This window comes from Dyella jejuensis, from assembly GCF_044904675.1.
Lineage (GTDB): Bacteria > Pseudomonadota > Gammaproteobacteria > Xanthomonadales > Rhodanobacteraceae > Dyella_B > Dyella_B jejuensis.
In genome coordinates this window covers 346,235-367,459 of the sequence record NZ_JADIKJ010000001.1, presented here as the reverse complement: position 1 = coordinate 367,459, position 21,225 = coordinate 346,235, and the positions used below count along the sequence as shown (strand labels likewise).

Genomic DNA, 21,225 nt, shown 5'->3' with positions numbered 1-21,225 from the left:
CCGGCAATCTCCGCTGGCATCGCCAATGTCTTTTATCGCCAATGTCTTTTATTGTCGCTTCATGTGTCAGTTCAGATCGTGATGAACCTTTCTCACTGAAACGCAGATATAAAACGCGCGCCTTAACTTCAGGAAGGTGGAGTTCTTCGCGTAGCGATCGTCGTAAGTCGTTAACGAGTTCGTCGACTGATGCCTCACTGTCTTGGGCCATGTCGTGGGCGAATTGTCTCGCTAGATGGACTTGTGCTGGGGACCCAGGTAGCTGGATGTCCGCGATGGCACTTTCGAGCGTTTGCCTGTGGCTAATCGGGTCTTCGCGGTTTGAAGCACCTTTCGTGCGTCGATACGCCTCGAGGGTGAAACCGGATGGATTTGCGGTGAATCCCCGTCTGATGCAATTGCAATTTGTTGAGAATGCCTGTCTGGGGTATCGGCGATAAGCGAGCGCTCAATCGTCCGGTCGATGGCACAAATTTGGCACACCGCTAGTGCCAAATTGCGCCAAACAAAAACAAAACAGCGGCATACGATGCAATCGTACGCCGCTGCTTTTAAGGGATGAATTGGTGGAGCGGAGGAGGATCGAACTCCCGACCTTCGCATTGCGAACGCGACGCTCTCCCAGCTGAGCTACCGCCCCACGTGAGCTGCGCATGTTAGCAGCGCCGTGGGGCGCGGCCAAGCCCTGGTCAGTCGGGCAGCAGGCTTGCCAGGCGCTCGTGCAATATGCCGCGGCGCCAGCCTTCCAGGGCTTCCGGCCAGTTGGCGGTGACCACGTATTCCTCCAGCACCTTGCGCGAGCACAGCAGGCCGGGGGGCAGGTCGAGTTCGGTGGCGAGCGTGTCCACGGCCAGTTTCATGGCGGACAAGGCTTGCTTGGCCTTGCCTTGCGGGTGTGGGGGAATGGCATGGGTGGCGGCGATCTCCTCGTCGCTCACCGCCGGTTGCAGCAGCTCGAACAATTCCGTGCGCTGCGCGGAGCGCAGCGCACGCTGGCCGCTGCTGCGCTGTTCGAGCGCGGCGAGAGTGGCCGGCGGTTGCTGGGCGATGCTGAGCATCAGCGCATCTTCCAGCAGCCATGGGCGCGGCTTGTCCAGGCGCCGGGCAGTGGTATCGCGCCAAAGCAGGATACGGCGCAGCAGCGCCTGCTGCTCGCGTGGCCATTCCGCGGCGCCGCGATAGACGAGTTGCGGCTGCGGATCACCCTCGCGCGAGCAGCTTTTGCGTTTGAGCCGTTCGCAATCTTCCGCATGCCATGCCGCGCGGCCACGTTGCAGCAGGCGCTCGGCAAGTTGTTGGTGGATGATCTGCAGATAAACCACGTCCAGCGTGGCGTAGTCGCGCTGGGAGGGGGTGAGCGGGCGCTGCATCCAGTCGGAGCGCGTCTCGCCTTTGTCGAGTTCGGCGCCGGCCAGTTCGGCAACCAGGCCGCGATAGCTGATGCCCAGGCCCATGCCGACGAAGGCGGCGGCGATCTGCGTGTCGAACAGGACGCGCGGCCCTGCGGGCAGCCATGGCGAGAGTGTTTCCAGGTCTTCGCTGGCGCTGTGCATCAGCGTGACGACGTGCGCGCTTTCCAGCGGCAGCAGTGCGCCGGCGATGTCGAAGGCGAGCGGATCGACCAGCGCGTAGCGCCCGTTCCAGCCCAGCTGTAGCAACGCGAGGCGCGAATAAAAGGTATCGCGGCGCATGAACTCGGTGTCTAGGCCGAGCACCGCGCCGGCAGCAAGCCCGGCCAGCCACTGCTCGAGTTCGCTGCGTTGTTCGATCCAGTCTGCCTTGGGCGGCGATACGGGCAGGAGCATGAGCTTTCCTTGGGGCGACGAAAAAGCAATTCGCGATTGCCCCATCATCGGTGGTGCCATATGGTAAGCAGCGAACCATAGCAGGCCAGTCACGGAACGCCCACATGCCGAGCAAGGAAACCGTACAACGCCAGCGGGCATTCGGTGGGGCGCTCGGCGTGCTGGTGCTGGCGTTCGGCCTCACGTATCACTTTTTTCCCGAGCTATTCCACGTCAGCCCGGAAGAGGTGGCGAACCCGAGTTCATCCAGCGCGGGGCGCCCCCGGACTTCTGCTCCGGCCAGGGCAGGGAGTGCGCAATCGGCCGCGCAGGACGCGATCAACGCTGGACCGCCGCTTACCCTGGCGCCCACTGCGGTGATCGCGGCGCGCCTGAATCGCAAGGCGGTGCTGCTGCCGGAGCAGTTGGGGGCTGATCCGCCAGAAGTGCGGGCCTTGCTGGAGCGTGCCAACAAGGCCTTCCTCGCCGGCCAGGTAACGGGCGACAAGAACAGCGCGGCCGGCCTGTACGAGCAGGCGCTCAAGCTCAAGCCGGACAGCCGTGCCGCGGTCCAGGGGCTGGACCAGGTACGCACGCATCTGATCGCCGCCATCACGCAGGACATTGCCATCGGCGACTCCGAATCGGCGGGCGCGTTGCTGGACAATCTCAAGGCCTTGCCCAACAGCGCCAATGACGTGGCGCCGCTCGAAGCCAGCATGAAAACCCTGCTGCAAGTGCGGCCGATGCTGGCGCAGGCGGCCGATCTGCTGCAGCAAGGCAGGGTGGACAAGCCCGCTGCCGACAACGCCCTGGAATTGTATCGGCAGGTGCAGCAACTGGATCCGGACAACGCGGTGGCGGTGCAAGGCATCCTGCAAGTGCAGCGGGTAGTGCTGGACCGTGCGCTGGCAGCGGTGGCGCAAAACGATTTTGCGGGTGCGCAGGCGGCGATTGCCGAAGCGCAGTCGATCCAGCCGGGCTCCGCGCAGTTGCAGACGGTGCGCGAGCAGGTCGATGGCATCCGCCAGCAGCGTGCGGAAGGAGTCCTGGCGCAGGCGCGCTCGGCGCTGGACGCCGGCAATATCGCGCTCGCCAAGCAACTGGCGGGACAGGCCCAGTCGATCAGCCCGCAACTGGCCGGCGTCGCCGAGTTCCAGGAGCGGTTGACCAATGCACGCCTCTACGCCAGCTACCGGCCTGGACAGGTGTTCACCGATCACTTCGTGGATATGACCGGCCAGTCGCCGACCATGTTGGTCGTACCAACCGGCAACTTCATGATGGGGGCGCCGGACGGCGAGCCGGGTCGCGCGGACGCGCAGCTGCCGCAGCACCAGGTCACCCTTGGCAAGGGCTTCGCGCTGTCGCAGTCTGACATCACGATCGGCCAGTTCCGGGAGTTCGTGCGCGCCAGTGGATACAAGCCCGATTCGATCAAGCTGGGCGGCGCCAGCATCTACGACGAGCGCACCGGCGTGATGCGCGACGATTCAAACGCCAACTGGGAAGACGATTATGTCGGCCATCCCGCTAACGAAGCTCTGCCGGTGGTGAATATTTCCTGGAACGATGCCAACGCCTACGTGCAGTGGCTGAGCCAGCGCACCGGCAAGAAATACCGCTTGCCCAGCGAAGCGGAGTTCGAATACGCACTGCGCGCCGGCAGCACCACACGCTATTGGTGGGGCGCCGGCACGCCTAAGAGCAAAGTTGAAAACCTCACCGGTTCGCTAGACCGCTCGCCGAGCGGGCGCCGCTGGAGCCATGCATTCGAAGGTTACGGCGACGGCTACTGGGGACCGGCGCCGGTGATGTCGTTCGCGCCCAATGCGTTCGGCCTGTACGACATGGATGGCAATGTATCGGAATGGATGGCCGATTGCTGGCACGACAACTACGTGCGCGCACCGGTGGATGGCAGCGCGTGGATCAATCCGGGCTGCTCCACGCGCGTGGTACGGGGCGGTTCGTGGGGCAGTTCGCCGGAGCAGGCGAATTCGGCCTATCGGCAGGGTGCGGATGCGAGCGTGCGCAGCGGTCGCGTCGGCTTTCGCATCCTGCGTGAGTTGTAATGTCGGCATGCGGAATGAAAGCCGCTTCGCGGCGGCGCTCATTGGCATCCGTAGTGTTCGGGTCCGTCAGGCAAAGATGGCATTTAGAGGCCCAGATCGCCCAGCCCTGGGTGTTCGTCCGGGCGCCGGCCCTGCGGCCAATGAAACTTGCGCTCGGACTCCTTGATCGGCAAGTCGTTGATGGATGCGAGCCGGCGCCGCATCAGGCCGTCTTCGTCGAACTCCCAGTTCTCGTTGCCATAGGACCGAAACCAGTTGCCGGAATCATCGTGCCACTCGTAGGCGAAGCGCACCGCGATCCGGTTGCCGCCAAAGGCAAATAATTCCTTGATCAGGCGATAGTCGAGTTCCTTTTTCCACTTGCGTTCGAGGAACGCCTTCGCCTCGGCGCGGCTGGTGGCGAATTCCGCGCGATTGCGCCACGCCGTATCTAATGAATAGGCCAACGCTACTTTCTCCGGATCGCGGCTGTTCCAGGCATCTTCTGCAAGCCTGACCTTTTGCGTGGCCGTTTCCAAGGTAAAGGGAGGAAGCGGTGGGCGACGTTCTTGGTGTGCCGACATCTCAATCTCCTTGCCTGGATGGTGCGAATCGGATCTCGCCCAGGGATGGGAGGGCGCTCAGGTGTTGGTTCGTTCGCCTGGAAAGCTGCGTTCGCGCAGACGTGCAAAAGTCACACGTCTATCGCACAGCTCTTGATCGCCACAGGATACTGCGAATGGCCACGGCGATGCCGAGCACGCCGATGGAAATTCCGTATCCGCACAGCGACGGCTTGACCTGGTTCCATATATCCCCGCTTTGCCGGCCGAAAACGCCGGCGGCTGGGCTGGAGGATGCCGCGTGGAAACTTGTCGTCGCCCAAGCGCATGCCATGACGGTGAGCAGCGTGACGACAAGGTTGTAAAGAAGACGCCAGCGATTGCCGAGCCCGCCTTTTGGATAGACCCAAAATAGCCATAGCAGGACCAGCAACAAGGGACTGAGCAATAGCAAAGGAAGGTGGCGCATCGGCGTGGCCTTATTGAACAAACAGAGGAGCTGCTTCGAATGCGCCTGGGAAATCGATCATGGCTGGTGTCTGGCGCAGCCGTGATCGTTGGCATCGGCGGCATGGTGACGTTGGCATTGTGCATGACTGGTGGCGCGCCCGCGACGACACGTTGTGCGACGCATGAAGCGGGCGCGTTATTCTGCTCATCGCGATGGCTGTTTGCGCTGGAAATCGTGAACGGCACTGACCGCCGCAAAGCATGGACGCTCGCGATCGATCCGCAGTGCAGAAGTGATGTTCCCCTGTAGGCTGTGCCGTCGCGCGCGCTTACGGGTATGTGGCATGGTGGCGCACCATGTTGGCCAGTACACACGTTTTGGTATGCGCTTCGGCGGTGCATGCGCGAAACATCTGCGCAGAGGCGGCTCGCCATGCCGTGGATACGGCCATTGAATCCGTCGAGGGGAGATGATTCACGCGCCAGAAACGAAAAAACCAAGGCTTTTCAGCGCCTTGGTTTTATGTTGGTGCCCAGGAGAGGACTCGAACCTCCACGGTTTTACCCGCTAGTACCTGAAACTAGTGCGTCTACCAATTCCGCCACCTGGGCAGGTGTCGCGCGAACCTTTCGGGCTGCGCGAGCCGCGTAGACTAGGCATGTACGGACATGTTGTCAACTCTTTCTTCACCGCAATTGTCGCATTGGCTGGCGTGGCGAAGAAACGTTTATCGAATGCTCCATCAAGGCGATACTAGGCCGTGACCCAGAAAAAAAAGCCCAGCAAGGATAAGGCCCCGCGCGTAGCGGCCAAGCCCACGAAAGCCCGCCAAGGCGAGCTCAAACCCACACGCCGCGGCCGTGCCGGTGCGCCGGCCGAGCCTCCCTCGGGACAGCCGGCCGACCCATTCGCCAAGCGCGAGGCGGAGCGTTACGAACGGCCGATTCCCAGCCGCGAGGCAATCCTTGCGTTGCTGGAAGAGCGCGGCGAATTGCTGACCGAAGCGCGCATCGCCGAGGCGCTGCACCTGGACGACGAGCACAGCATCACCGCGCTGGCGCGGCGATTGTCGGCCATGGTGCGCGACGGCCAGTTGCTGCTTGGCCGGCGCGGCGGTTATGCGCCGGCACGCAAACTGGACCTGATTCCCGGCGTGGTACTGGCCAACGCGGAAGGCTACGGTTTCCTCCGCCCGGATGAGGGGGGCGACGATCTTTACCTCTCGCCGTATCAGATGCGCAGCGTGATGCATGGCGATCGCATCCTCGCCAGCGTGGTCGGCGTGGACCGGCGCGGGCGCAAGCAAGGCTCGGTGGTGGAGGTGCTGCAAAGGCGGTCGCCGCGGCTCGTCGGCCGCGTAGTGGTCGAGAACGGCGTCACCCTGGTGGCCCCCGACGACCGTCGCCTGCACCAGGACGTCATGATCGTGCCGGGCCAGGAACAAGGTGCGCGTTCGGGTCAGATCGTGGTGGTCGAGATCACCGATCCGCCGACGGCCTATCGCGGTCCGATGGGGGCGATCCGGGCCGTGCTCGGTGAGCGCTTGCAGCCTTCGCTGCTGGTGGAAATGGCGATCGCCAGCCACGATCTGCCGCACGTATGGCCGGCGGAAGTGCTGCGCGAGGCGGCACAGATCGAACCGGAAGTGACCGCCGCCGAACGTGAAGGCCGCATCGACCTGCGCAAGCTGCCGCTGGTAACGATCGACGGCGCGGACGCGCGCGATTTCGACGACGCCGTGTACGCCGAACCCAGGCGTGGCGGCGGCTGGCGCCTGGTCGTGGCGATCGCCGACGTATCGCATTACGTGCGCGTCGGCAGTGCGCTGGACCAGGAAGCCTACGAGCGCAGCACGTCCACGTATTTTCCCGGCTTCGTGGTGCCGATGCTGCCGGAGACCTTGTCCAACGGCATTTGCTCGCTCAATCCGAAAGTGGAGCGCCTGTGCATGGTCTGCGACATGCAGGTTGACGCCACCGGCGAGGTGACCAAGGCCAAGTTCTACGACGCGGTAATGCGTTCGCACGCGCGCCTTACCTACGACAAGGTGTGGCAGGCGATCGGCCTGCGCGACGCGGATGCCCGGCACGAAGTGGCGGACGTGTTGCCGCAGCTGGAGAACTTGCATGCGCTGTACCAGGCAATGCTGGAGCAGCGCCGTCGCCGCGGCGCCATTGATTTCGAAACGCCGGAAGTGAAATTCCGCCTTGACCAGACCGGTGAAGTGGAAGCGGTGGGCGCGGTCGAACGCAACGATGCGCACAAGCTGATCGAGGAATGCATGATCGCCGCCAACGTGCAGGCGGCGCTGTATCTGGAGAAGCGCAAGATTCCCGCGCTGTACCGCGCCCACGAACCGCCGCCGGTGGAGAAGTACGAGGACCTGCAACAATTCCTGCGCGAATTCAAATTGCGCATGCCGCCGCTGGAAGAGGTGACTCCCGCTGATTTCGCCGATGTACTGCGCATGGTGCGCGACCGTCCGGAGCGCGAACTGATCCAGTCGGTGCTGTTGCGTTCGCAAAGCATGGCGGCCTATCAGCCGGACAACCGTGGTCATTTCGGGCTGGCGCTTTCCGCCTATGCGCATTTCACTTCGCCGATCCGCCGTTATCCCGACCTGCTGGTGCATCGCGCGATCCGCTACGCCCTGAAGGGCGGCAAGCCGGCCGCCTATGACTACACCGACGCGGCGATGGCGGCGATGGCCGTGCATTGTTCGCAGCGCGAACGCCGTGCCGAGGAAGCCGAGCGCGATGTGGACGAACGTTTCCGCTGCGCGTGGATGGCCAAGCATGTCGGCGAGGAATTCGCGGGCGTGGTGACCGGCGTAACCTCGTTTGGCTTGTTCGTCGAACTGGACGAATCGAAAGTGTCCGGCCTGGTGCACATCAGCCAGCTTTCCAACGATTACTACCATTTCGATCCTGTGCGCCATCTGTTGAAGGGCGAGCGCAGCGGCGCGCAGTTCCGCCTGGGCGATCATGTGCAGGTGCAAGTGCTGCGAGCCAGCCTGGAAGATCGCAAGATCGATTTCCGCCTGGTCCAGCAGGCGCGGCATGCGGCTGCGCCGAAAGCGTCCGAAGCGCCGGCGCCGGCCACGCCGCGGCATTACGATTACGCCGCGGCGGGCGAGCGTTATTCACTGCCTTCCGGTCGCAAACCGTTGCCGTCCTTGCCGCCGTTGCCGGCGCGCGACGACAAGTCGGCCAAGCAGGGAGCGACGCGCCCGGCCAGGAAAACCTCGGCAGGCAAGGGCAGCGTGGCATCCGCATCCAGGGGTAAATCCGCCGGTGGCGCGGCAGCAGGCAAGGCCTCGAAAGGCCGCGTACAGAAACCGAAAGGCAAACGATGAGCGAGAGTTGGATCGTCGGGATCAACCCGGTGGAAGGCGCGCTGAGCAATGACGCCGAGCGCGTGCGCGAAGTGCTGGTGGAAAATGGCCAGCGCAACCCGCGCGTGCAGGCGTTGGCCGAGCGCGCCAAGGAGTTGAAGATTCCCGTGCACCATCGTCCGCGCGAGCAGCTTGATCGTGTGGCGGGCGAGGCGCGGCATCAAGGAGTGGTGGCGCTGTACCAGGCGCCACCGCTGGCCGGCGAGAACGATCTGCCCGACCTGCTCGAACAGGCTGGCAACGATGCCTTGGTGCTGGTGCTCGATGGCGTCACCGACCCGCACAATCTTGGCGCATGCCTGCGTAGCGCCGCCGCGGCGAACGTTACGGCGGTGATCGTGCCGAAAGATCGTGCCGTTGGCCTCACCCCGGTAGTGCGCCGGGCCTCGGCCGGCGGCGCGGATCGCGTGCCGCTGATTGCCGCTACCAACCTCGCGCGGGCTTTGCGCAGCTTGAAGGACGCCGGTGTCTGGATTACCGGACTGGCCGGCGACACGGAGCAGTCCATCTACGACATCGACCTCAAGGGTCCCGTGGCGCTGGTGCTGGGCAGCGAAGGCGAAGGGATCCGCCGGCTGACGCGCGATACCTGCGATTTCGTCGCCAGGATTCCGATGCCCGGTGCGATGGAAAGCTTGAACGTGTCAGTGGCCTCCGGCATCGTCCTGTTTGAAGCATTGCGTCAAAGGAGAGTGCGATGACGTTCTATTGGCACGATTGGGCGGGCTACGTGGGTGTGGCACTGGTGTTGCTGGCTTACCTGCTGCTGCAGGCGCACAGGTTGCATGGCAACGGCCTGGTTTATCAGCTGATGAATGTGCTGGGCGCGCTCGGCGTGATGCTTTCATTGATATTTGGCGCGTTCAATGCGCCGGCATTCTTCATGCAGGTGGCATGGCTGCTGATCGGTCTTTACGGCATCGCGCGCGGCATGCGGCTACGGCGCGAGGCGCGCGCAGCGGGACGCCATGTTCCATCCTGATCGCTTTGTCGCCAATGGCCCATGGCGGCGAGCATGGTTCGAACCGCATTTTTTGTAAGCCGCCGCGCTTGGTGCCGATTCCCCCTCCGGTCGTGCACGGAAGGACAGAAAGCAATCCGGGTCGAACCGTCAATCAGGCCGATGGCCCAGCTTCACCGGCTCCGGATTGGAAGTGAGATCGCGCTTGTCGCGCTGTGCGTTGAGCGGCTCGCCCTTGACCTGGAACCACACGTTTTCCGCAATGTTGGTGGCGTGGTCGCCGATGCGCTCGATGTTCTTGGCCATGAACAGCAGATGCGTGCAGGGGGTGATCACGCGCGGATCTTCCATCATGTAGGTAAGCAGTTCGCGGAAGTAACCGGTATAGGCTTCGTCGAGCTGCACGTCGTCCTGCCATACCTTGAAAGCAAGTTCGGCGTCGCGGTCACGATAGGCGCGCAGCACCTCGCGCACTTCCTCGGCGGCCAATTCGGCCAGGTGCGCCAGGCCGCCGGTGGGCGTCATCGGCGCCGCCATCGACAGGGGAATGGAACGCTTGGCGACGTTCGCGGCGTAATCGCCAATGCGCTCGATATCGGCGGCGATGCGCAGGGCGGCGAATACATTGCGCAGGTCGCCGGCGATCGGTGCGCGCAAGGCGAGCAGGCGCACCACGTCGTGGCTGATGTCCTGTTCGAGCTGGTCGATCGCCTCGTCGTTGTTCACCACGTGCTGCGCGGCACGCTCGTCGCGGCGGTCCACGACATCGATCGCGGCTTCCAGCTGGCTCACCGCCAGCTCGCCCATGCGGACCAGTTCGCCGGTGAGGCGAAGCAGTTCGTCGTCGTAGCTCTTGATGATGTGTTCCTTGCTGCTGCCGCTCATGGGTGTGGTCTCGTCATGTTTTTGGTGGAGTGGACATTCGCGGAAGCTGATTCCAGATTTCGCGAGGCTGGCCCCTCACCCTGCTCTCTCCCCGGAGGGGAGAGGGGAATTAGTGGCGCATAGCGCCGATTATCCAAAGCGCCCGGTGATGTAATCCTCGGTTTGCTTCTTGCCCGGCTTGGTGAAGATCTTTTCGGTATTGTCGTACTCGATCAGCTCGCCCAGGTACATGAAGGCGGTGCGGTCGGAGCAGCGTGCCGCCTGTTGCATGTTGTGGGTGACGATGACGATCGTGTATTCGTGCTTGAGCTCTTCCACCAGTTGCTCGATGCGGCCGGTGGCGATCGGGTCCAGCGCCGAGGTGGGCTCGTCCAGCAACAGGACATCGGGGCGCAGCGCGATGCCGCGCGCGATGCACAGGCGCTGTTGCTGTCCACCGGACAGGCCGAGCGCGCTTTGCTTGAGTTTGTCTTTCACTTCATCCCATAGCGCCGCGCTGCGCAGCGCCTGCTCGACGCGCACTTCCATGTCGGCCCGCGACAACCTTTCATGATGGCGGATGCCATAGGCCACGTTCTCGAAAATGGTCATCGGGAACGGCACCGGCTTCTGGAACACCATGCCCACCTTGGTGCGCAGGCGGTTCATGGAGTAGGCCGGATCGAGGATGTTCTCGCCGTCGAGCTCGATCGAGCCTTTCGCTTCCAGCTTGGGATAGATCGCATAGATGCGGTTGAAGATGCGCAGCAGGGTGGATTTGCCGCAACCGGAAGGCCCGATGATCGCGGTAACCTGTTTCTCCGGAATATCCATGTCGATGCCTTTCAGCGCATGGTATCCGTTGTAATAGAAGTGCACGTCGCGCACCTTGATCTTGGCGGGCGACGCGGCGCCGGTCAGTGGCGCCGCGGTAGCGGCGGCGAGGTCATTCATAACTCACCTTCTTGCGCGAAAACAGGATCCGGGTCAGCAGGCTGAGCGCCAGCACGAACAGGGTGATCAACAGCGCGCCGGCCCAGGCGATCGCATGCAGCGCCGGATTTGGATCGTTGGTGTATTGGTAGATCGTGCCCGGCATGCTGGCCATCTTGTCCAGCGGGTGCACGGTCATGAAGTTGTTGCCGAAGGCGGTAAACAGCAGCGGCGCCGTTTCGCCCGCCAGGCGCGCCAGCGCCAGCAGCACGCCGGTGAGGATGCCGGAGAACGCCGCGCGCATCAGCACCTGCACCGTAAGCTTCCACTGCGGAATACCCAGCGACAGTGCCGCCTCGCGCAGGGTGCCTGGCACCAGCTGCAACATCTCGTCGGTGGTGCGCACGATCACCGGCAGGCCGATCAGGGCCAGCGCCACGCTACCGGCAAAACCGGAAAACGAAATGTTGCCATGGGTCAGGTTCGACATCGGCAACACGATGATCACGTACACGAACAGGCCCAGCACGATCGACGGCGCGGAAAGCAGGATGTCGTTGAGAAAGCGGATCGAGGCGCCCAGCTTGGTCGAACTGGCATACTCGGCCAGATAGGTGCCGGCCAGCACGCCGACCGGCGCGCAGATCAGCAGCGCGATCAGGTCCATGATCAGGCTGCCGACGATGGCGTTGGAGAGGCCGCCCTGGTCGGCGTAGGCGGTGATCCTGGTGAACAGCGTCGGCTTCAGCGCGCCAAGGCCATTCTGTACGGTAATCCACAGGATCCACACCAGGAACATCAGGCCGAGCAAGGTGGCGCAGCCGCTCAACACCAGCGCGACGATATTGGTCATGCGGCGGCGTGCGTAGACGGCGGACATCAGCGGCCCTCCTTGCGTGCCAGCTGGCGCAGCATCAGGCGCGCGATCAGCAGCACGATGAACGTCACCACGAACAACAGGAAGCCCAGCGCGATCAGCGCGGAGCGGTGCAGGCCGACCGCTTCATTGAATTCGTTGGCGATACTCGAGGAGATCGAGGTACCCGGCATCAGCAGCGAGGAAGTGATGTTGTAGGAGTTGCCCAACACGAAGGTGACCGCCATGGTTTCGCCGAGCGCGCGGCCCAGCCCCAGGAAGATACCGCCGATCACCGCCGAGCGCGTATACGGCAGCACGATGTCCCACACCACTTCCCAGGTGGTGGAGCCGAGCGCATAGGATGATTCCTTGAGCCGCGCGGGAACGGTCTGGAACACCTCGCGCATTACCGCCGAGATGAAGGGCAGGATCATCACTGCCAGCACGATGCCCGCGGTCAGCAGGCCCAGGCCCAGTGGCGGCCCCTGGAACAGCACGCCGATCACTGGAATGTTGCCGAGCGTGTCGTTGAGCCAGGGCTCGATGCTCGCCATGAACGGCACGAACACGAACAAGCCCCACATGCCGTAGATGATGGAAGGAATGCCAGCCAGCAATTCGATGGCCGCACTGACCGGACCGCGCATCCAGCCGGGAGCGATCTCGGTCAGGAACAGCGCGATGCCGAAACTGACCGGCACGGCGAGCACCAGCGCGATCAGCGAGGTGATGAGCGTGCCGGCGATCGGCGCCAGCGCGCCATACTGATCCTCGACCGGGTTCCAGTCGGCACTGAACAGGAAATGCAAGCCGTGCTTGAACAACACCTCGCGCCCGCCCCACAGCGTGGACAGCGCGGCGCCCAGCAGGGTCGCCAGTACCAGCAGTGCACAGAAGCGCAGCAAGAACCGGAACAGCCGGTCGTGGCGGGCATCGGTGCGCGAACGGTGTTCGGTGTCACGGGCGAGCGGTTCGGCACTGGTCGCTTGCATGCTGGGTTGTCATCCACGATCGGTTTCAATCAGCGCGACGCGCACAACGAAGGGTTGCGCGCGTCGCAGGTTACGGCTGCCGTTCTTGCTCTCCCGAAACATGGCGGAGAGCGGAAAAGTCAGCTTACATCTTGTATTCGCCGGACCAGTACGCTTCGATCTGCTGCACCAGCGTAGTGGGCAGCGGCACGTAGTCGAGCGCGCGGGCCGAATCCTGGCCGTGTTCGTAGGCCCACTTGAAAAAATCGAAAGTGACCTTGGCGTTGGCGGCGTTCTTCGGCGTCTTGTACATGATCACCCACGAGGTGGCGGTGATCGGCCATGCCTGGGCGCCGGGAGCGTTGGTCATCAACAGGTTGAAGTCTTTGGCGCTCTTCCAGTCGGCCGTGTCGGCAGCGGCCTGGAAGCTGGCGGTATTGGGCTCGATCACGTTGCCGGCGGCGTTCTTCAGCTTCGCGTAGCCGATCTTGTTCTGCAGCGCGTAGGCATATTCCACATAGCCGATCGAGTTAGGAATCTGCTTGATATAAGCCGACACGCCCTCGTTGCCCTTGCCGCCGATACCGGTAGGCCACTGCACGGCAGTGCCTTCGCCGACCTTCGATTTCCATTCCGCGCTCACCTTCGAGAGATAGTCGGTGAAGTTGAAGCTGGTGCCCGAGCCATCCGAACGGTGCACGACATAGATCTTCGCGCTGGGCAAATGCAGGGACGGATTGAGCGCGGCGATCGCCGGATCGTTCCAGGCAGTGATCTTGCCGAGATAAATGTTGGCCAGGGTCGGACCATCCAGCACCAGCGAACCGGCGGCCACGCCGGACACATTGAAGGCCGGTACGATGCCGCCGATCACGTCAGGGAACTGGCCCAGGCCGAACTTGGCCAGGTCCTCGGCCTTCAGCGGCATGTCCGAGGCGCCGAAGTCGACCGTGCCGGCCTTGATCTGCGCGATGCCGCCGCCCGAACCGATCGACTGGTAATTGACATGGTTGCCGGTTTTCTCTGCATACGCGGCCGACCACTTGGAAATGACCGGATAAACGAAGCTGGAGCCCGCACCGGTGATGTCGGTAGCGTGCGCCGTCAAGCCATACAGGGACGCGACGACTGCGATGGCGAGCGTGCCGAGACGAGACGGAAGTTTGAATGAGGTCAACACAAAGGCTCCTTTGGGAGGGTATGGCGCGTAAGGCCACATGTCCCCTCTATTGCAGAGGCTGGGTGTTGCAATGAGATGAGATGAATATTTCAGCTTGATGACAGTCGCAAAATCTTGAGGCTGTCCGGAGCGCTATGATTGTCCTGCAACGCCGGCGGGACATTGGAAAACCAGGTTTTTCCTCGCCTTTGCAACAGGGGAGATTCATCCGGGACCAATGCCGAGCCCCGGCCAGCGCGTGCGTTCAAAAGGCGGACGCTCGCATTGCCAGCGAGACGCGGCCGGCGGCTCAATGAACGCCAGGAGCGCCACGATGGCGCATTTCAGGGCAGGATAGCGCCCACACGTTCGAGCTCCAGCACTTCCAGCGTGCGCAGGCGATTGACGATGCGACAGAACAGCAGCGCGGTGCGCTCGGCGTCATAGACCGCCGAATGCGCTTCCCGCGAATCGAAGGTATAGCCGGCCGCCAGCACTGCCTTGCTCAAGACGGTTTGCCCGTAGGCGAGGCCGCTCAGTGTGGCGGTATCGAAACAGCTGAAAGGATGGAATGGATTGCGCTTGTGTCCGGTGCGACGCACGGCAGCGTTGATGAAGCCCAGGTCGAAAGCGGCGTTGTGCCCGACCAGGATCGCGCGCTGGCATTCATGGCCGCGTACCGCATGGCGCACGGCCTGGAAGATGTAGTCCAGCGCGGCACGTTCGTGCAACGCGCCGCGCAGCGGATTTTCCGGATCGATGCCGGTGATTTCCAGTGAGCGCGGATCGATGTTCGCACCGGGGAACGGTTCCACATGCGTGGAAACGACCGGATGCGGATAAAGATGGCCATCCTGATCCATGCCCACGGTTACCGCTGCAATTTCCAGCAGCGCATCGCGGTCGGCATCGAAGCCGCCGGTTTCCACGTCCACGATCACCGGCAGGAAGCCGCGGAAACGATCGGCCAGCCGGGCCGCCAAGCTGTTGTTGAGTTGCTCCATCCGGCAAGCATATCAGTCGCTTCATTGCGCCAGATGACCGAACGTATGTTTTTGTCTTGGTTCTGTCACATAACATCCATCTAACGGTAAAGCTCCCGCTCGATCATGCGCCCAACCCGCAACGCCGCTCCAGGGGAAATATCTAGAGTGCCGACCGCGGTTCCATTGATATAGCGGAGACAACTACATGCGTTCCAAGATGCTCACGGTGGCGATCGCTGCCGGTTTGGGCTTGACCAGCGTTACGGCTGTGTCGGCACAGACGTCCAACAAGAAAGTGACCGTCAGCGCGGCCGAGCTGGCCCAGATGCAGGCCGAGATCGCAGCACTGGAGCAGAAGGTTCAGGACTTGCAGTCGCAGTCCGCCGCGCAAACGCAGGCGCAGCAGCAAACGGCGCAGAGCGTGCAGGCCACCCAGGCGCAGGTGCAAGCCACGCAAGTACAGGTGCAGCAGGCCGAGCAGCAGGCTTCGGCCAAGCTCGGCGACACGCTGGGCGGCAGCGGTGGCGTGAAGTGGACCTTCGGCGGTTTCCTGGCGGCTGAAACGGCGTACCGCTCGCGCGATACCGCCGATGACGTAGCCACCAAGTTCACTGCCATCCCGTTCCAGGGCGGCACGAGCACCGCGCCGATCAACACCGGCAGCGGCGCAACCACGAGCTATCCGGTCACCAACGCCAAGAATGATCAGTTCTTGTACAGCGCGCGCCAGAGCCGCCTGTCGGTCAAGGCGGAAGGCGACATCAACGACTCTACGCATGTGACGGGCTACTACGAGACAGACTTCCTCGGCGGCGCCCAGACGGCGAACATGAACGAGAGCAACTCGTTCAACATGCGTATTCGCCAGTTGTGGACCAATATCGATTGGAACGCCTACGGTCTGCACTTGCTGGCCGGCCAGGCGTGGTCGCTGCTGACGCTCGACAGCGTAGGTATCACCCCGACCAAGGAAGTGTTGCCCCCCACTATCGACGCACAGTACGCGGTGGGCTTTACCTGGGCGCGCCAGGCGCAGCTGCGCATCGTGAAAGACTGGGACAAGATGTGGTGGTTGGGCGTGTCGGTGGAAAATCCGCAGACCGCGGGTGTCGGTTCGCTCGCCGGTACGGGTACCAAGGGCTATGCGACGACCACGGCAACAGTCCAGGCCGGCTCGCTCTACGACACCCTCAATACGGTGTCGCTCAACCAGATTCCGGATGTCATCGTGAAGTTCGCGGCTGATCCGGGTTGGGGGCACTACGAACTGTTCGGTATTTCGCGCCAGTTCACCACTCGCGTTACGCCGACCACCGCCAACGGCGGTCCCGCAGGCACCAGCAATCAGACCGCGCATGGCGGTGGTTTTGGTATCGGCATGGTACTGCCGCTGGTTCCGAAGGTGCTGGACTTCCAGCTTTCGGGCATGAGCGGCAAGGGCATTGGCCGCTACGGCACGGCCGGGCTCAGCGACATTACCTACACGACGAGCGGCGCGCCGCATCCGCTGAAGGAAAACATGGCGCTTGGCACGCTGACCTGGCACGCCACGGATGCCTTCGATCTGTACGCCGCCGGCGGCCGCGAGCAGCAGGACAGCTACCTGACCTCCGGCGTAAACGGTTTGCCGCTCGGTTATGGCGCCGCTGTACTGGGCTACAACAACAGCGACTGCCTGGTCTACGGCGCGCCCAGCGATTGCACCGGCCAGACCCGCAGTGTCACGGAACAGACGATCGGCTTCTGGTGGAAGTTCTACCAGGGCAAGTTCGGTCGCGTGCAGTTCGGTACGCAGTTCTCGCACGCTTCGCGCCAGCTGTTCACCGACATCCACGGCAATGCGCCGACCGCGTCGGACAACATGTTCTTCACCAGCTTCCGTTACTACCCGTTCTAAGCGGCGGATAACTGGATCGGTTATCGGAAGGGAGTTCGGCCTAAGGACGGAAAAACGGCGGGCATATGCCCGCCGTTTGCTTTTTTGGATGTGCAGCTTATTGCGCTGGGGTCTTGTCGCGATAACGGCACAAGTCGCGAATCGCGCAGTTCGGACAGTCGGGTTTGCGCGCCTTGCACACGTAACGCCCGTGCAGGATCAGCCAATGGTGCGCATCCTGCTTGAATTCCGCCGGCACCACTTTTTCCAGCTTGTCTTCCACCGCGCGCACGTCCTTGCCGGGCGCCAGGCCCGTGCGATTGGCGACGCGAAAGATATGTGTGTCGACCGCCATGGTGGGATGGCCGAACGCGGTGTTGAGCACCACGTTGGCGGTCTTGCGTCCGACACCGGGCAATGCCTCCAATGCTTCGCGGGTGTCGGGGACCTCGCCGCTGTATTGCTCGACCAAGATGCGGCAGAGCGCGATAACGTTTTTGGCCTTGGCATTGAACAGCCCGATCGTGCTGATGTAGCGCTTGAGCTGTTCCTCGCCCAGGTCGAGGATCGCCTGTGGCGTGTTCGCAACCGGGTAAAGCTTGCGCGTGGCTTTGTTCACGCCCACATCGGTCGCTTGCGCGGAGAGCACTACCGCAACCAGCAACTCAAAGGGCGTGGTGTAGACAAGTTCGGTGGTCGGATGCGGGTTGAGTTCGCGCAAGCGGGTGAACAGTTCGATGACGTCCGCTTTCTTCATGCCTTGGGTTCCTGTTTCCTGGCCCTGGCGCGGGCAAGCACATCGAGTACGTTCTGGCCAGCACTGGTGACTTGTGCCTTGCGCGACGCGAGTTCTGCCTCGCGTTGCGCATGCTGCGCGGCCAGGCGCGCTTCGCGGCGCTGGAAATGGGCGCGGGCGGCGTCGGCGTGGGCCGGATCGTCGGCCTGCGCCAGCGGCATGGGCTCGAGCACGATGCAATCGACCGGACATGCTGGCACGCAGCGTTCGCAACCGGTGCAATCGTCGGCGATCACCGCATGCATCAGTTTGTTGGCGCCCACGATGGCATCCACCGGGCAGGCCTGGATGCACTTGGTGCAGCCGATGCAATCGGCTTCGACGATGCGTGCCAGGGTACGCGGCTTTTCGGTGCCGTTATCCGGATTCAGCGGTATCGGCGTGCGGCCGAGCAGGGCGGCCAGCCGGACGATACCGAGCTGGCCGCCCGGCGGGCATTGATTGATATCCGCCGTGCCATCGGCGATCGCCTCCGCATAGGGGCGGCAACCGTGATAGCCGCATTGTTCGCATTGCGTTTGCGGCAGCAGGGCATCGATGCGATCGGTCAAAGAGGGGGTCATGACCGTATTTGCGCTCTCCCCAGAAGGCCGGAAAGTTCGGATCAGCGTACCGTCGCGCCCGGCTTCGCGCCCTGGCCCGCGTCGAGCAGGAACAAATCGCTGCCGCCATCACCTGCGGAAAGGATCATGCCTTCGGACAGGCCGAAGCGCATCTTGCGCGGTGCGAGATTGGCAATGAAGACCACATTGCGGCCGATCAGCTGTTCCGGCTCGCCGTAGGCCGCGCGGATGCCGGAGAAGATCTGCCGCTTGCCCAGCGGACCGGCGTCCAGTTCGAAGCGCAGCAGCTTGTCCGAGCCTTCCACGAATTGGCAGGTGAGCACCTTGCCGACGCGCAGGTCGAGTTTGGCGAAATCGTCGATGCTGATGATGGCGGCTTCTTGCGTGGTGGCAGGGGCTGCGGTGTCGGTCATGGCTTTGCTGTCTTTCTTGATGGGTTTCTTGGGGGTGCTTTCCGGTTCCGGCGCGGAGCCCAGCGATTCTTTCGAGGCTTCGACCATCGCTTCGATACGTTTGGGGTCGATGCGCGCAAGCAGCGGCTCGAAAGCCTGGATCGCGTGGTTATGCAGCGTGGTGCAGGCGGCGTCGAAGTCGGCGATCGGTGCGGCCATGAATTGCTCGGCCGCCGCGACGGTGGCCGGCAGCACCGGCTTGAGCAGGCCGCCGAGCAAGCGGAAGGCGGCCAGCGAGAAGGAACAGATCTGGTGCAGTTCGTCGCGCTGCGCTTCATGCTTGGCCATCGCCCACGGCGCCTTGGCGGCAATGTGCGCATTGACGAGGTCGGCCATCAGCACGAAGCGACGCATGGCCTCGGCGAATTCGCCGCTTTCGTAAAGTGCGGGTACGCCCTGGTAGTGCGAGAGCAGCACGCCCCACAATTCATCCTGTTCGGCCGAGAAACGCGGCGCCAGGCGGCCATCGAAATACTTGTGTACGAAGCCGGCGGTACGGCTGGCGATATTCACCCACTTGCCGATCAGGTGCGAATTGACGCGCTCCTCGAATGCCTTCAGGTCCAGGTCCACGTCGACCGGCGCATCGCTGAGCATGGTGGCGAAGTAGTAGCGCAGGCATTCCGGATGCAGTCCGGCATCCAGGTAGGTGCGCGCCTGGATGAACGTGCCGCGCGATTTGGACATCTTTGCGCCGTTCACGGTGAGGTAGCCGTTGACGTGCAGTGCGGTGGGCGTGCGCAACGCCGCGCCATGCAGCATCGCCGGCCAGAACAGGCCGTGGAAGTTGATGATGTCCTTGCCGATGAAATGGTGCATTTCTGTGCGGCTGTCCGGCGCGAGGAACTCGTCGAACTTCAATCCGCTTTTGTCGCACAGGTTCTTGAAGCTGGCCAGGTAACCCACCGGTGCGTCCAGCCATACATAGAAGAACTTGCCCGGTGCGTCCGGAATAGGAAAGCCGAAGTAGGGGGCATCGCGGGAAATGTCCCAATCCTTCAGTCCGCCATCCAGCCATTCCTTGAGCTTGGCGACCACGCCCGGATTGGCAACCGGCGCGCCGTCGGTCAGCTTGCCGCCGAACCACTCGCGCAGCAGTACGTCGAACTTGCCCAACTCAAAAAAGTAATGCTCGGAATCGCGCAACACCGGCGTGGCGCCCGAGACCACCGAATACGGATGGACCAGGTCGGTGGGCGCGTAGGTGGCGCCGCAGTTTTCGCAGTTGTCGCCATATTGATCCGGCGTGCCGCACTTGGGGCAGGTGCCCTTGATGTAGCGGTCCGGCAGGAACATCTGCTTGTCCGGATCGAACAACTGCTGGATGCTGCGCTTGGCGATGTAGCCGCCATCGCGCAGCCGCGTGTAGATCAGCGAGGCCAGTTCGCGGTTTTCCTGCGAGTGCGTGGTGTAGTAGTTGTCGTAGCTGAAATGGAAATCGGCGAAGTCCGCTTCGTGGCTGGCACGGATCCCGCGGATGAAGTCTTCGGGCGAAACGCCGGCCTTTTCCGCGGCCAGCATGATGGGAGTGCCGTGCGCGTCGTCCGCCGCCACGAAATACACCTCGTTGCCCATCATCCGCTGCGCACGGACCCAGATGTCGGTCTGCATGTAGCCCAGCATGTGACCCAGGTGCAACGGGCCATTGGCATAAGGCAGGGCATGGGTGACGAGGAGGCGTCGGGACATGGCTTCGGCGCTGGGGCTGGAGAGCTGCGCATTATGGCACGAGCCGCCATGAGCCTTCCGGTGATTGGCGCTCCAGGCAAGCAGGGATGGTCGGCGTAGCCGATGTTGCAGGAAGCGCCGATATCGGTGAATTGCAGCGACACGGAAATCGTGCGCGTACCGGCGGGAGGCTTGCCGGTCGCCGATGTCGCTACGAAATCGCTCGTGAGGTGCGCGCCTGGATGCGCGGGGGCCGGCTCGTGGCTGCCGGGAAGTCCAGGCGCGTCATGCGTTACTGCTGGCGAATCCAGATCTGGCTGCGGCCGAGCAGCGAGAAACCGACGTAGCCGTGCACATCGAGCTTCTGTCCGCCGTCGGCCATGGTCAGCTTGACCTTGTAGACGGTGCCGCTTTGCGGATCGAGGATCTTGCCGCCATCCCACACATCGCCGTCCTTGCTGACGCCCCACAGGATGGTCATGCCCTGGATCGGCTGATCCTTCTTGTCGCCGTCGCACTTCCTGCAAACCGGGTTCGGGCCGTCATCGGAAACCAGGATCTGCTGCACTTTGCCTTGCAACTGGCCGCCCTCGTCGGTGATCTGGATGATCGACTTGACCTTGCCGGTCTTGTCATCCACCTGTTTCCAGGTTCCCACTGGCGTATCGCTGGCGGCCCAGGCTGCCGCCGGTCCCAGCAGCAGGCAGGCGGCGATGGCGAATGACGATAGGCCTGATTTCGGCAGGTATTTCATCGTAAAGCACTCCCTACGTTGGCGTATGGAGAGCGTGCCGAGCCGCGCCGCATATGGTCAAGCTGCATTGCGCCATGAGCGGGCAAGCAGAACCTATCGATGCCTAAGTCGGTCGTATCGCAGCCGGCAGCCAGACG

The 21,225-nt window shown here is 63.0% G+C and carries 19 protein-coding genes and 2 tRNA genes; 6 read left to right on the top strand and 15 right to left on the bottom strand.

Annotated features, from left to right (window positions below):
• Positions 1-564: 564 nt before the first annotated feature.
• Together ISP15_RS01530 and ISP15_RS01525 are read right to left on the bottom strand one after the other, a co-directional pair.
• Positions 565-640, bottom strand: a tRNA-Ala gene (locus ISP15_RS01530).
• A gap of 49 nt (positions 641-689) precedes the next feature.
• The gene (locus tag ISP15_RS01525) at positions 690-1,805 is read right to left on the bottom strand and encodes a ribonuclease D (protein WP_404544315.1); all 1,116 of its coding nucleotides are present in this window, start codon (positions 1,803-1,805) and stop codon (positions 690-692) included.
• A gap of 104 nt (positions 1,806-1,909) precedes the next feature.
• Here ISP15_RS01525 and ISP15_RS01520 point away from each other — a divergent pair, with 104 nt between their 5' ends.
• Positions 1,910-3,859, top strand: a complete 1,950-nt coding sequence (locus ISP15_RS01520; RefSeq protein WP_404544312.1) for an SUMF1/EgtB/PvdO family nonheme iron enzyme — start codon at positions 1,910-1,912, stop codon at positions 3,857-3,859.
• Positions 3,860-3,942: 83 nt separating this feature from the next.
• Here the strand turns inward: ISP15_RS01520 and ISP15_RS01515 are convergent, their stop codons facing one another.
• On the bottom strand, positions 3,943-4,422 hold the full coding sequence (locus ISP15_RS01515) for a nuclear transport factor 2 family protein (protein WP_404544309.1): 480 nt from the start codon (positions 4,420-4,422) through the stop codon (positions 3,943-3,945).
• Positions 4,423-4,540: 118 nt separating this feature from the next.
• Positions 4,541-4,870, bottom strand: coding sequence for a hypothetical protein (locus tag ISP15_RS01510; protein WP_404544306.1), 330 nt, complete (start codon positions 4,868-4,870; stop codon positions 4,541-4,543).
• Between ISP15_RS01510 and ISP15_RS01505 the strand changes: the two genes are divergently transcribed.
• Entirely contained in the window at positions 4,862-5,161 is a 300-nt protein-coding gene (locus tag ISP15_RS01505; RefSeq protein WP_404544303.1) for a hypothetical protein, read from the top strand. The two genes, ISP15_RS01510 and ISP15_RS01505, sit on opposite strands and share 9 nt — an antisense overlap.
• A gap of 217 nt (positions 5,162-5,378) precedes the next feature.
• On the opposite strand, the gene ISP15_RS01500 is transcribed toward ISP15_RS01505, so the two are convergent.
• Positions 5,379-5,463: transfer RNA gene (locus ISP15_RS01500), tRNA-Leu, on the bottom strand.
• A 149-nt stretch (positions 5,464-5,612) separates the two neighbouring features.
• Here ISP15_RS01500 and rnr point away from each other — a divergent pair.
• Genes rnr through ISP15_RS01485 form a run of 3 tightly spaced genes read left to right on the top strand, consistent with a single transcriptional unit; the run spans position 5,613 to position 9,228 of the window.
• Positions 5,613-8,207 (top strand): ribonuclease R, encoded by a 2,595-nt coding sequence (gene rnr, locus ISP15_RS01495; protein ID WP_404544301.1) that lies wholly within the window; start codon positions 5,613-5,615, stop codon positions 8,205-8,207.
• Positions 8,204-8,947 (top strand): 23S rRNA (guanosine(2251)-2'-O)-methyltransferase RlmB, encoded by a 744-nt coding sequence (rlmB, locus tag ISP15_RS01490; protein ID WP_404544298.1) that lies wholly within the window; start codon positions 8,204-8,206, stop codon positions 8,945-8,947. The genes rnr and rlmB overlap by 4 nt, the downstream gene beginning before the upstream one ends.
• The gene (locus ISP15_RS01485) at positions 8,944-9,228 is read left to right on the top strand and encodes a CBU_0592 family membrane protein (protein WP_404544296.1); all 285 of its coding nucleotides are present in this window, start codon (positions 8,944-8,946) and stop codon (positions 9,226-9,228) included. The genes rlmB and ISP15_RS01485 overlap by 4 nt, the downstream gene beginning before the upstream one ends.
• A 129-nt stretch (positions 9,229-9,357) precedes the next feature.
• Here the strand turns inward: ISP15_RS01485 and phoU are convergent, their stop codons facing one another.
• From phoU to rnt, 6 genes are all read right to left on the bottom strand, one after another.
• Complete coding sequence (phoU, locus tag ISP15_RS01480) at positions 9,358-10,092, bottom strand: phosphate signaling complex protein PhoU (protein WP_404544293.1); 735 nt, start codon at positions 10,090-10,092, stop codon at positions 9,358-9,360.
• A 129-nt stretch (positions 10,093-10,221) separates the two neighbouring features.
• Positions 10,222-11,025: a phosphate ABC transporter ATP-binding protein PstB gene (gene pstB, locus ISP15_RS01475; protein WP_404544292.1), complete on the bottom strand. Its 804-nt coding sequence runs from the start codon at positions 11,023-11,025 to the stop codon at positions 10,222-10,224.
• Positions 11,018-11,884 (bottom strand): phosphate ABC transporter permease PstA, encoded by an 867-nt coding sequence (pstA, locus tag ISP15_RS01470; protein WP_404544290.1) that lies wholly within the window; start codon positions 11,882-11,884, stop codon positions 11,018-11,020. Before pstA ends, pstB begins: the two co-directional genes overlap by 8 nt.
• Positions 11,884-12,855 carry a phosphate ABC transporter permease subunit PstC gene (pstC, locus tag ISP15_RS01465; protein ID WP_404544287.1) on the bottom strand — a complete coding sequence of 324 codons (972 nt, stop codon included), beginning with the start codon at positions 12,853-12,855 and terminating at the stop codon, positions 11,884-11,886. The genes pstA and pstC overlap by 1 nt, the downstream gene beginning before the upstream one ends.
• 124 nt (positions 12,856-12,979) lie before the next feature.
• Positions 12,980-14,011 carry a phosphate ABC transporter substrate-binding protein PstS gene (gene pstS, locus ISP15_RS01460; protein ID WP_404544369.1) on the bottom strand — a complete coding sequence of 344 codons (1,032 nt, stop codon included), beginning with the start codon at positions 14,009-14,011 and terminating at the stop codon, positions 12,980-12,982.
• A gap of 326 nt (positions 14,012-14,337) precedes the next feature.
• On the bottom strand, positions 14,338-14,997 hold the full coding sequence (gene rnt / locus ISP15_RS01455; RefSeq protein WP_404544280.1) for a ribonuclease T: 660 nt from the start codon (positions 14,995-14,997) through the stop codon (positions 14,338-14,340).
• 187 nt (positions 14,998-15,184) lie between these two features.
• On the opposite strand from rnt, the gene ISP15_RS01450 reads away from it, so the two are divergent.
• The gene (locus ISP15_RS01450; RefSeq protein ID WP_404544278.1) at positions 15,185-16,876 is read left to right on the top strand and encodes a hypothetical protein; all 1,692 of its coding nucleotides are present in this window, start codon (positions 15,185-15,187) and stop codon (positions 16,874-16,876) included.
• A gap of 97 nt (positions 16,877-16,973) precedes the next feature.
• Here ISP15_RS01450 and nth read toward each other — a convergent pair whose 3' ends face one another.
• The 4 genes from nth to ISP15_RS01430 all read right to left on the bottom strand — a co-directional run bounded on the left by nth (position 16,974) and on the right by ISP15_RS01430 (position 21,088).
• Positions 16,974-17,612 (bottom strand): endonuclease III, encoded by a 639-nt coding sequence (gene nth / locus ISP15_RS01445; protein ID WP_404544276.1) that lies wholly within the window; start codon positions 17,610-17,612, stop codon positions 16,974-16,976.
• Positions 17,609-18,214: an RnfABCDGE type electron transport complex subunit B gene (locus tag ISP15_RS01440; protein WP_404544273.1), complete on the bottom strand. Its 606-nt coding sequence runs from the start codon at positions 18,212-18,214 to the stop codon at positions 17,609-17,611. Before ISP15_RS01440 ends, nth begins: the two co-directional genes overlap by 4 nt.
• A 41-nt stretch (positions 18,215-18,255) precedes the next feature.
• Complete coding sequence (gene metG / locus ISP15_RS01435; protein WP_404544270.1) at positions 18,256-20,355, bottom strand: methionine--tRNA ligase; 2,100 nt, start codon at positions 20,353-20,355, stop codon at positions 18,256-18,258.
• A 271-nt stretch (positions 20,356-20,626) separates the two neighbouring features.
• Complete coding sequence (locus tag ISP15_RS01430) at positions 20,627-21,088, bottom strand: DUF2147 domain-containing protein (protein ID WP_404544267.1); 462 nt, start codon at positions 21,086-21,088, stop codon at positions 20,627-20,629.
• Positions 21,089-21,225 lie beyond the last annotated feature (137 nt).

Coding starts and splice junctions, on each gene's coding strand:
- ISP15_RS01515 (WP_404544309.1), bottom strand. CDS start 4,422: ATGTCGGCACACCAAGAACGTCGCCCACCGCTTCCTCCCTTTACCTTG.
- rlmB (WP_404544298.1), top strand. CDS start 8,204: ATGAGCGAGAGTTGGATCGTCGGGATCAACCCGGTGGAAGGCGCGCTG.
- rnt (WP_404544280.1), bottom strand. CDS start 14,997: ATGGAGCAACTCAACAACAGCTTGGCGGCCCGGCTGGCCGATCGTTTC.
- ISP15_RS01520 (WP_404544312.1), top strand. CDS start 1,910: ATGCCGAGCAAGGAAACCGTACAACGCCAGCGGGCATTCGGTGGGGCG.
- ISP15_RS01450 (WP_404544278.1), top strand. CDS start 15,185: ATGCGTTCCAAGATGCTCACGGTGGCGATCGCTGCCGGTTTGGGCTTG.
- ISP15_RS01525 (WP_404544315.1), bottom strand. CDS start 1,805: ATGCTCCTGCCCGTATCGCCGCCCAAGGCAGACTGGATCGAACAACGC.
- phoU (WP_404544293.1), bottom strand. CDS start 10,092: ATGAGCGGCAGCAGCAAGGAACACATCATCAAGAGCTACGACGACGAA.
- ISP15_RS01430 (WP_404544267.1), bottom strand. CDS start 21,088: ATGAAATACCTGCCGAAATCAGGCCTATCGTCATTCGCCATCGCCGCC.
- pstC (WP_404544287.1), bottom strand. CDS start 12,855: ATGCAAGCGACCAGTGCCGAACCGCTCGCCCGTGACACCGAACACCGT.
- pstB (WP_404544292.1), bottom strand. CDS start 11,025: ATGAATGACCTCGCCGCCGCTACCGCGGCGCCACTGACCGGCGCCGCG.
- nth (WP_404544276.1), bottom strand. CDS start 17,612: ATGAAGAAAGCGGACGTCATCGAACTGTTCACCCGCTTGCGCGAACTC.
- ISP15_RS01510 (WP_404544306.1), bottom strand. CDS start 4,870: ATGCGCCACCTTCCTTTGCTATTGCTCAGTCCCTTGTTGCTGGTCCTG.
- pstA (WP_404544290.1), bottom strand. CDS start 11,884: ATGTCCGCCGTCTACGCACGCCGCCGCATGACCAATATCGTCGCGCTG.
- ISP15_RS01485 (WP_404544296.1), top strand. CDS start 8,944: ATGACGTTCTATTGGCACGATTGGGCGGGCTACGTGGGTGTGGCACTG.
- ISP15_RS01440 (WP_404544273.1), bottom strand. CDS start 18,214: ATGACCCCCTCTTTGACCGATCGCATCGATGCCCTGCTGCCGCAAACG.
- metG (WP_404544270.1), bottom strand. CDS start 20,355: ATGTCCCGACGCCTCCTCGTCACCCATGCCCTGCCTTATGCCAATGGC.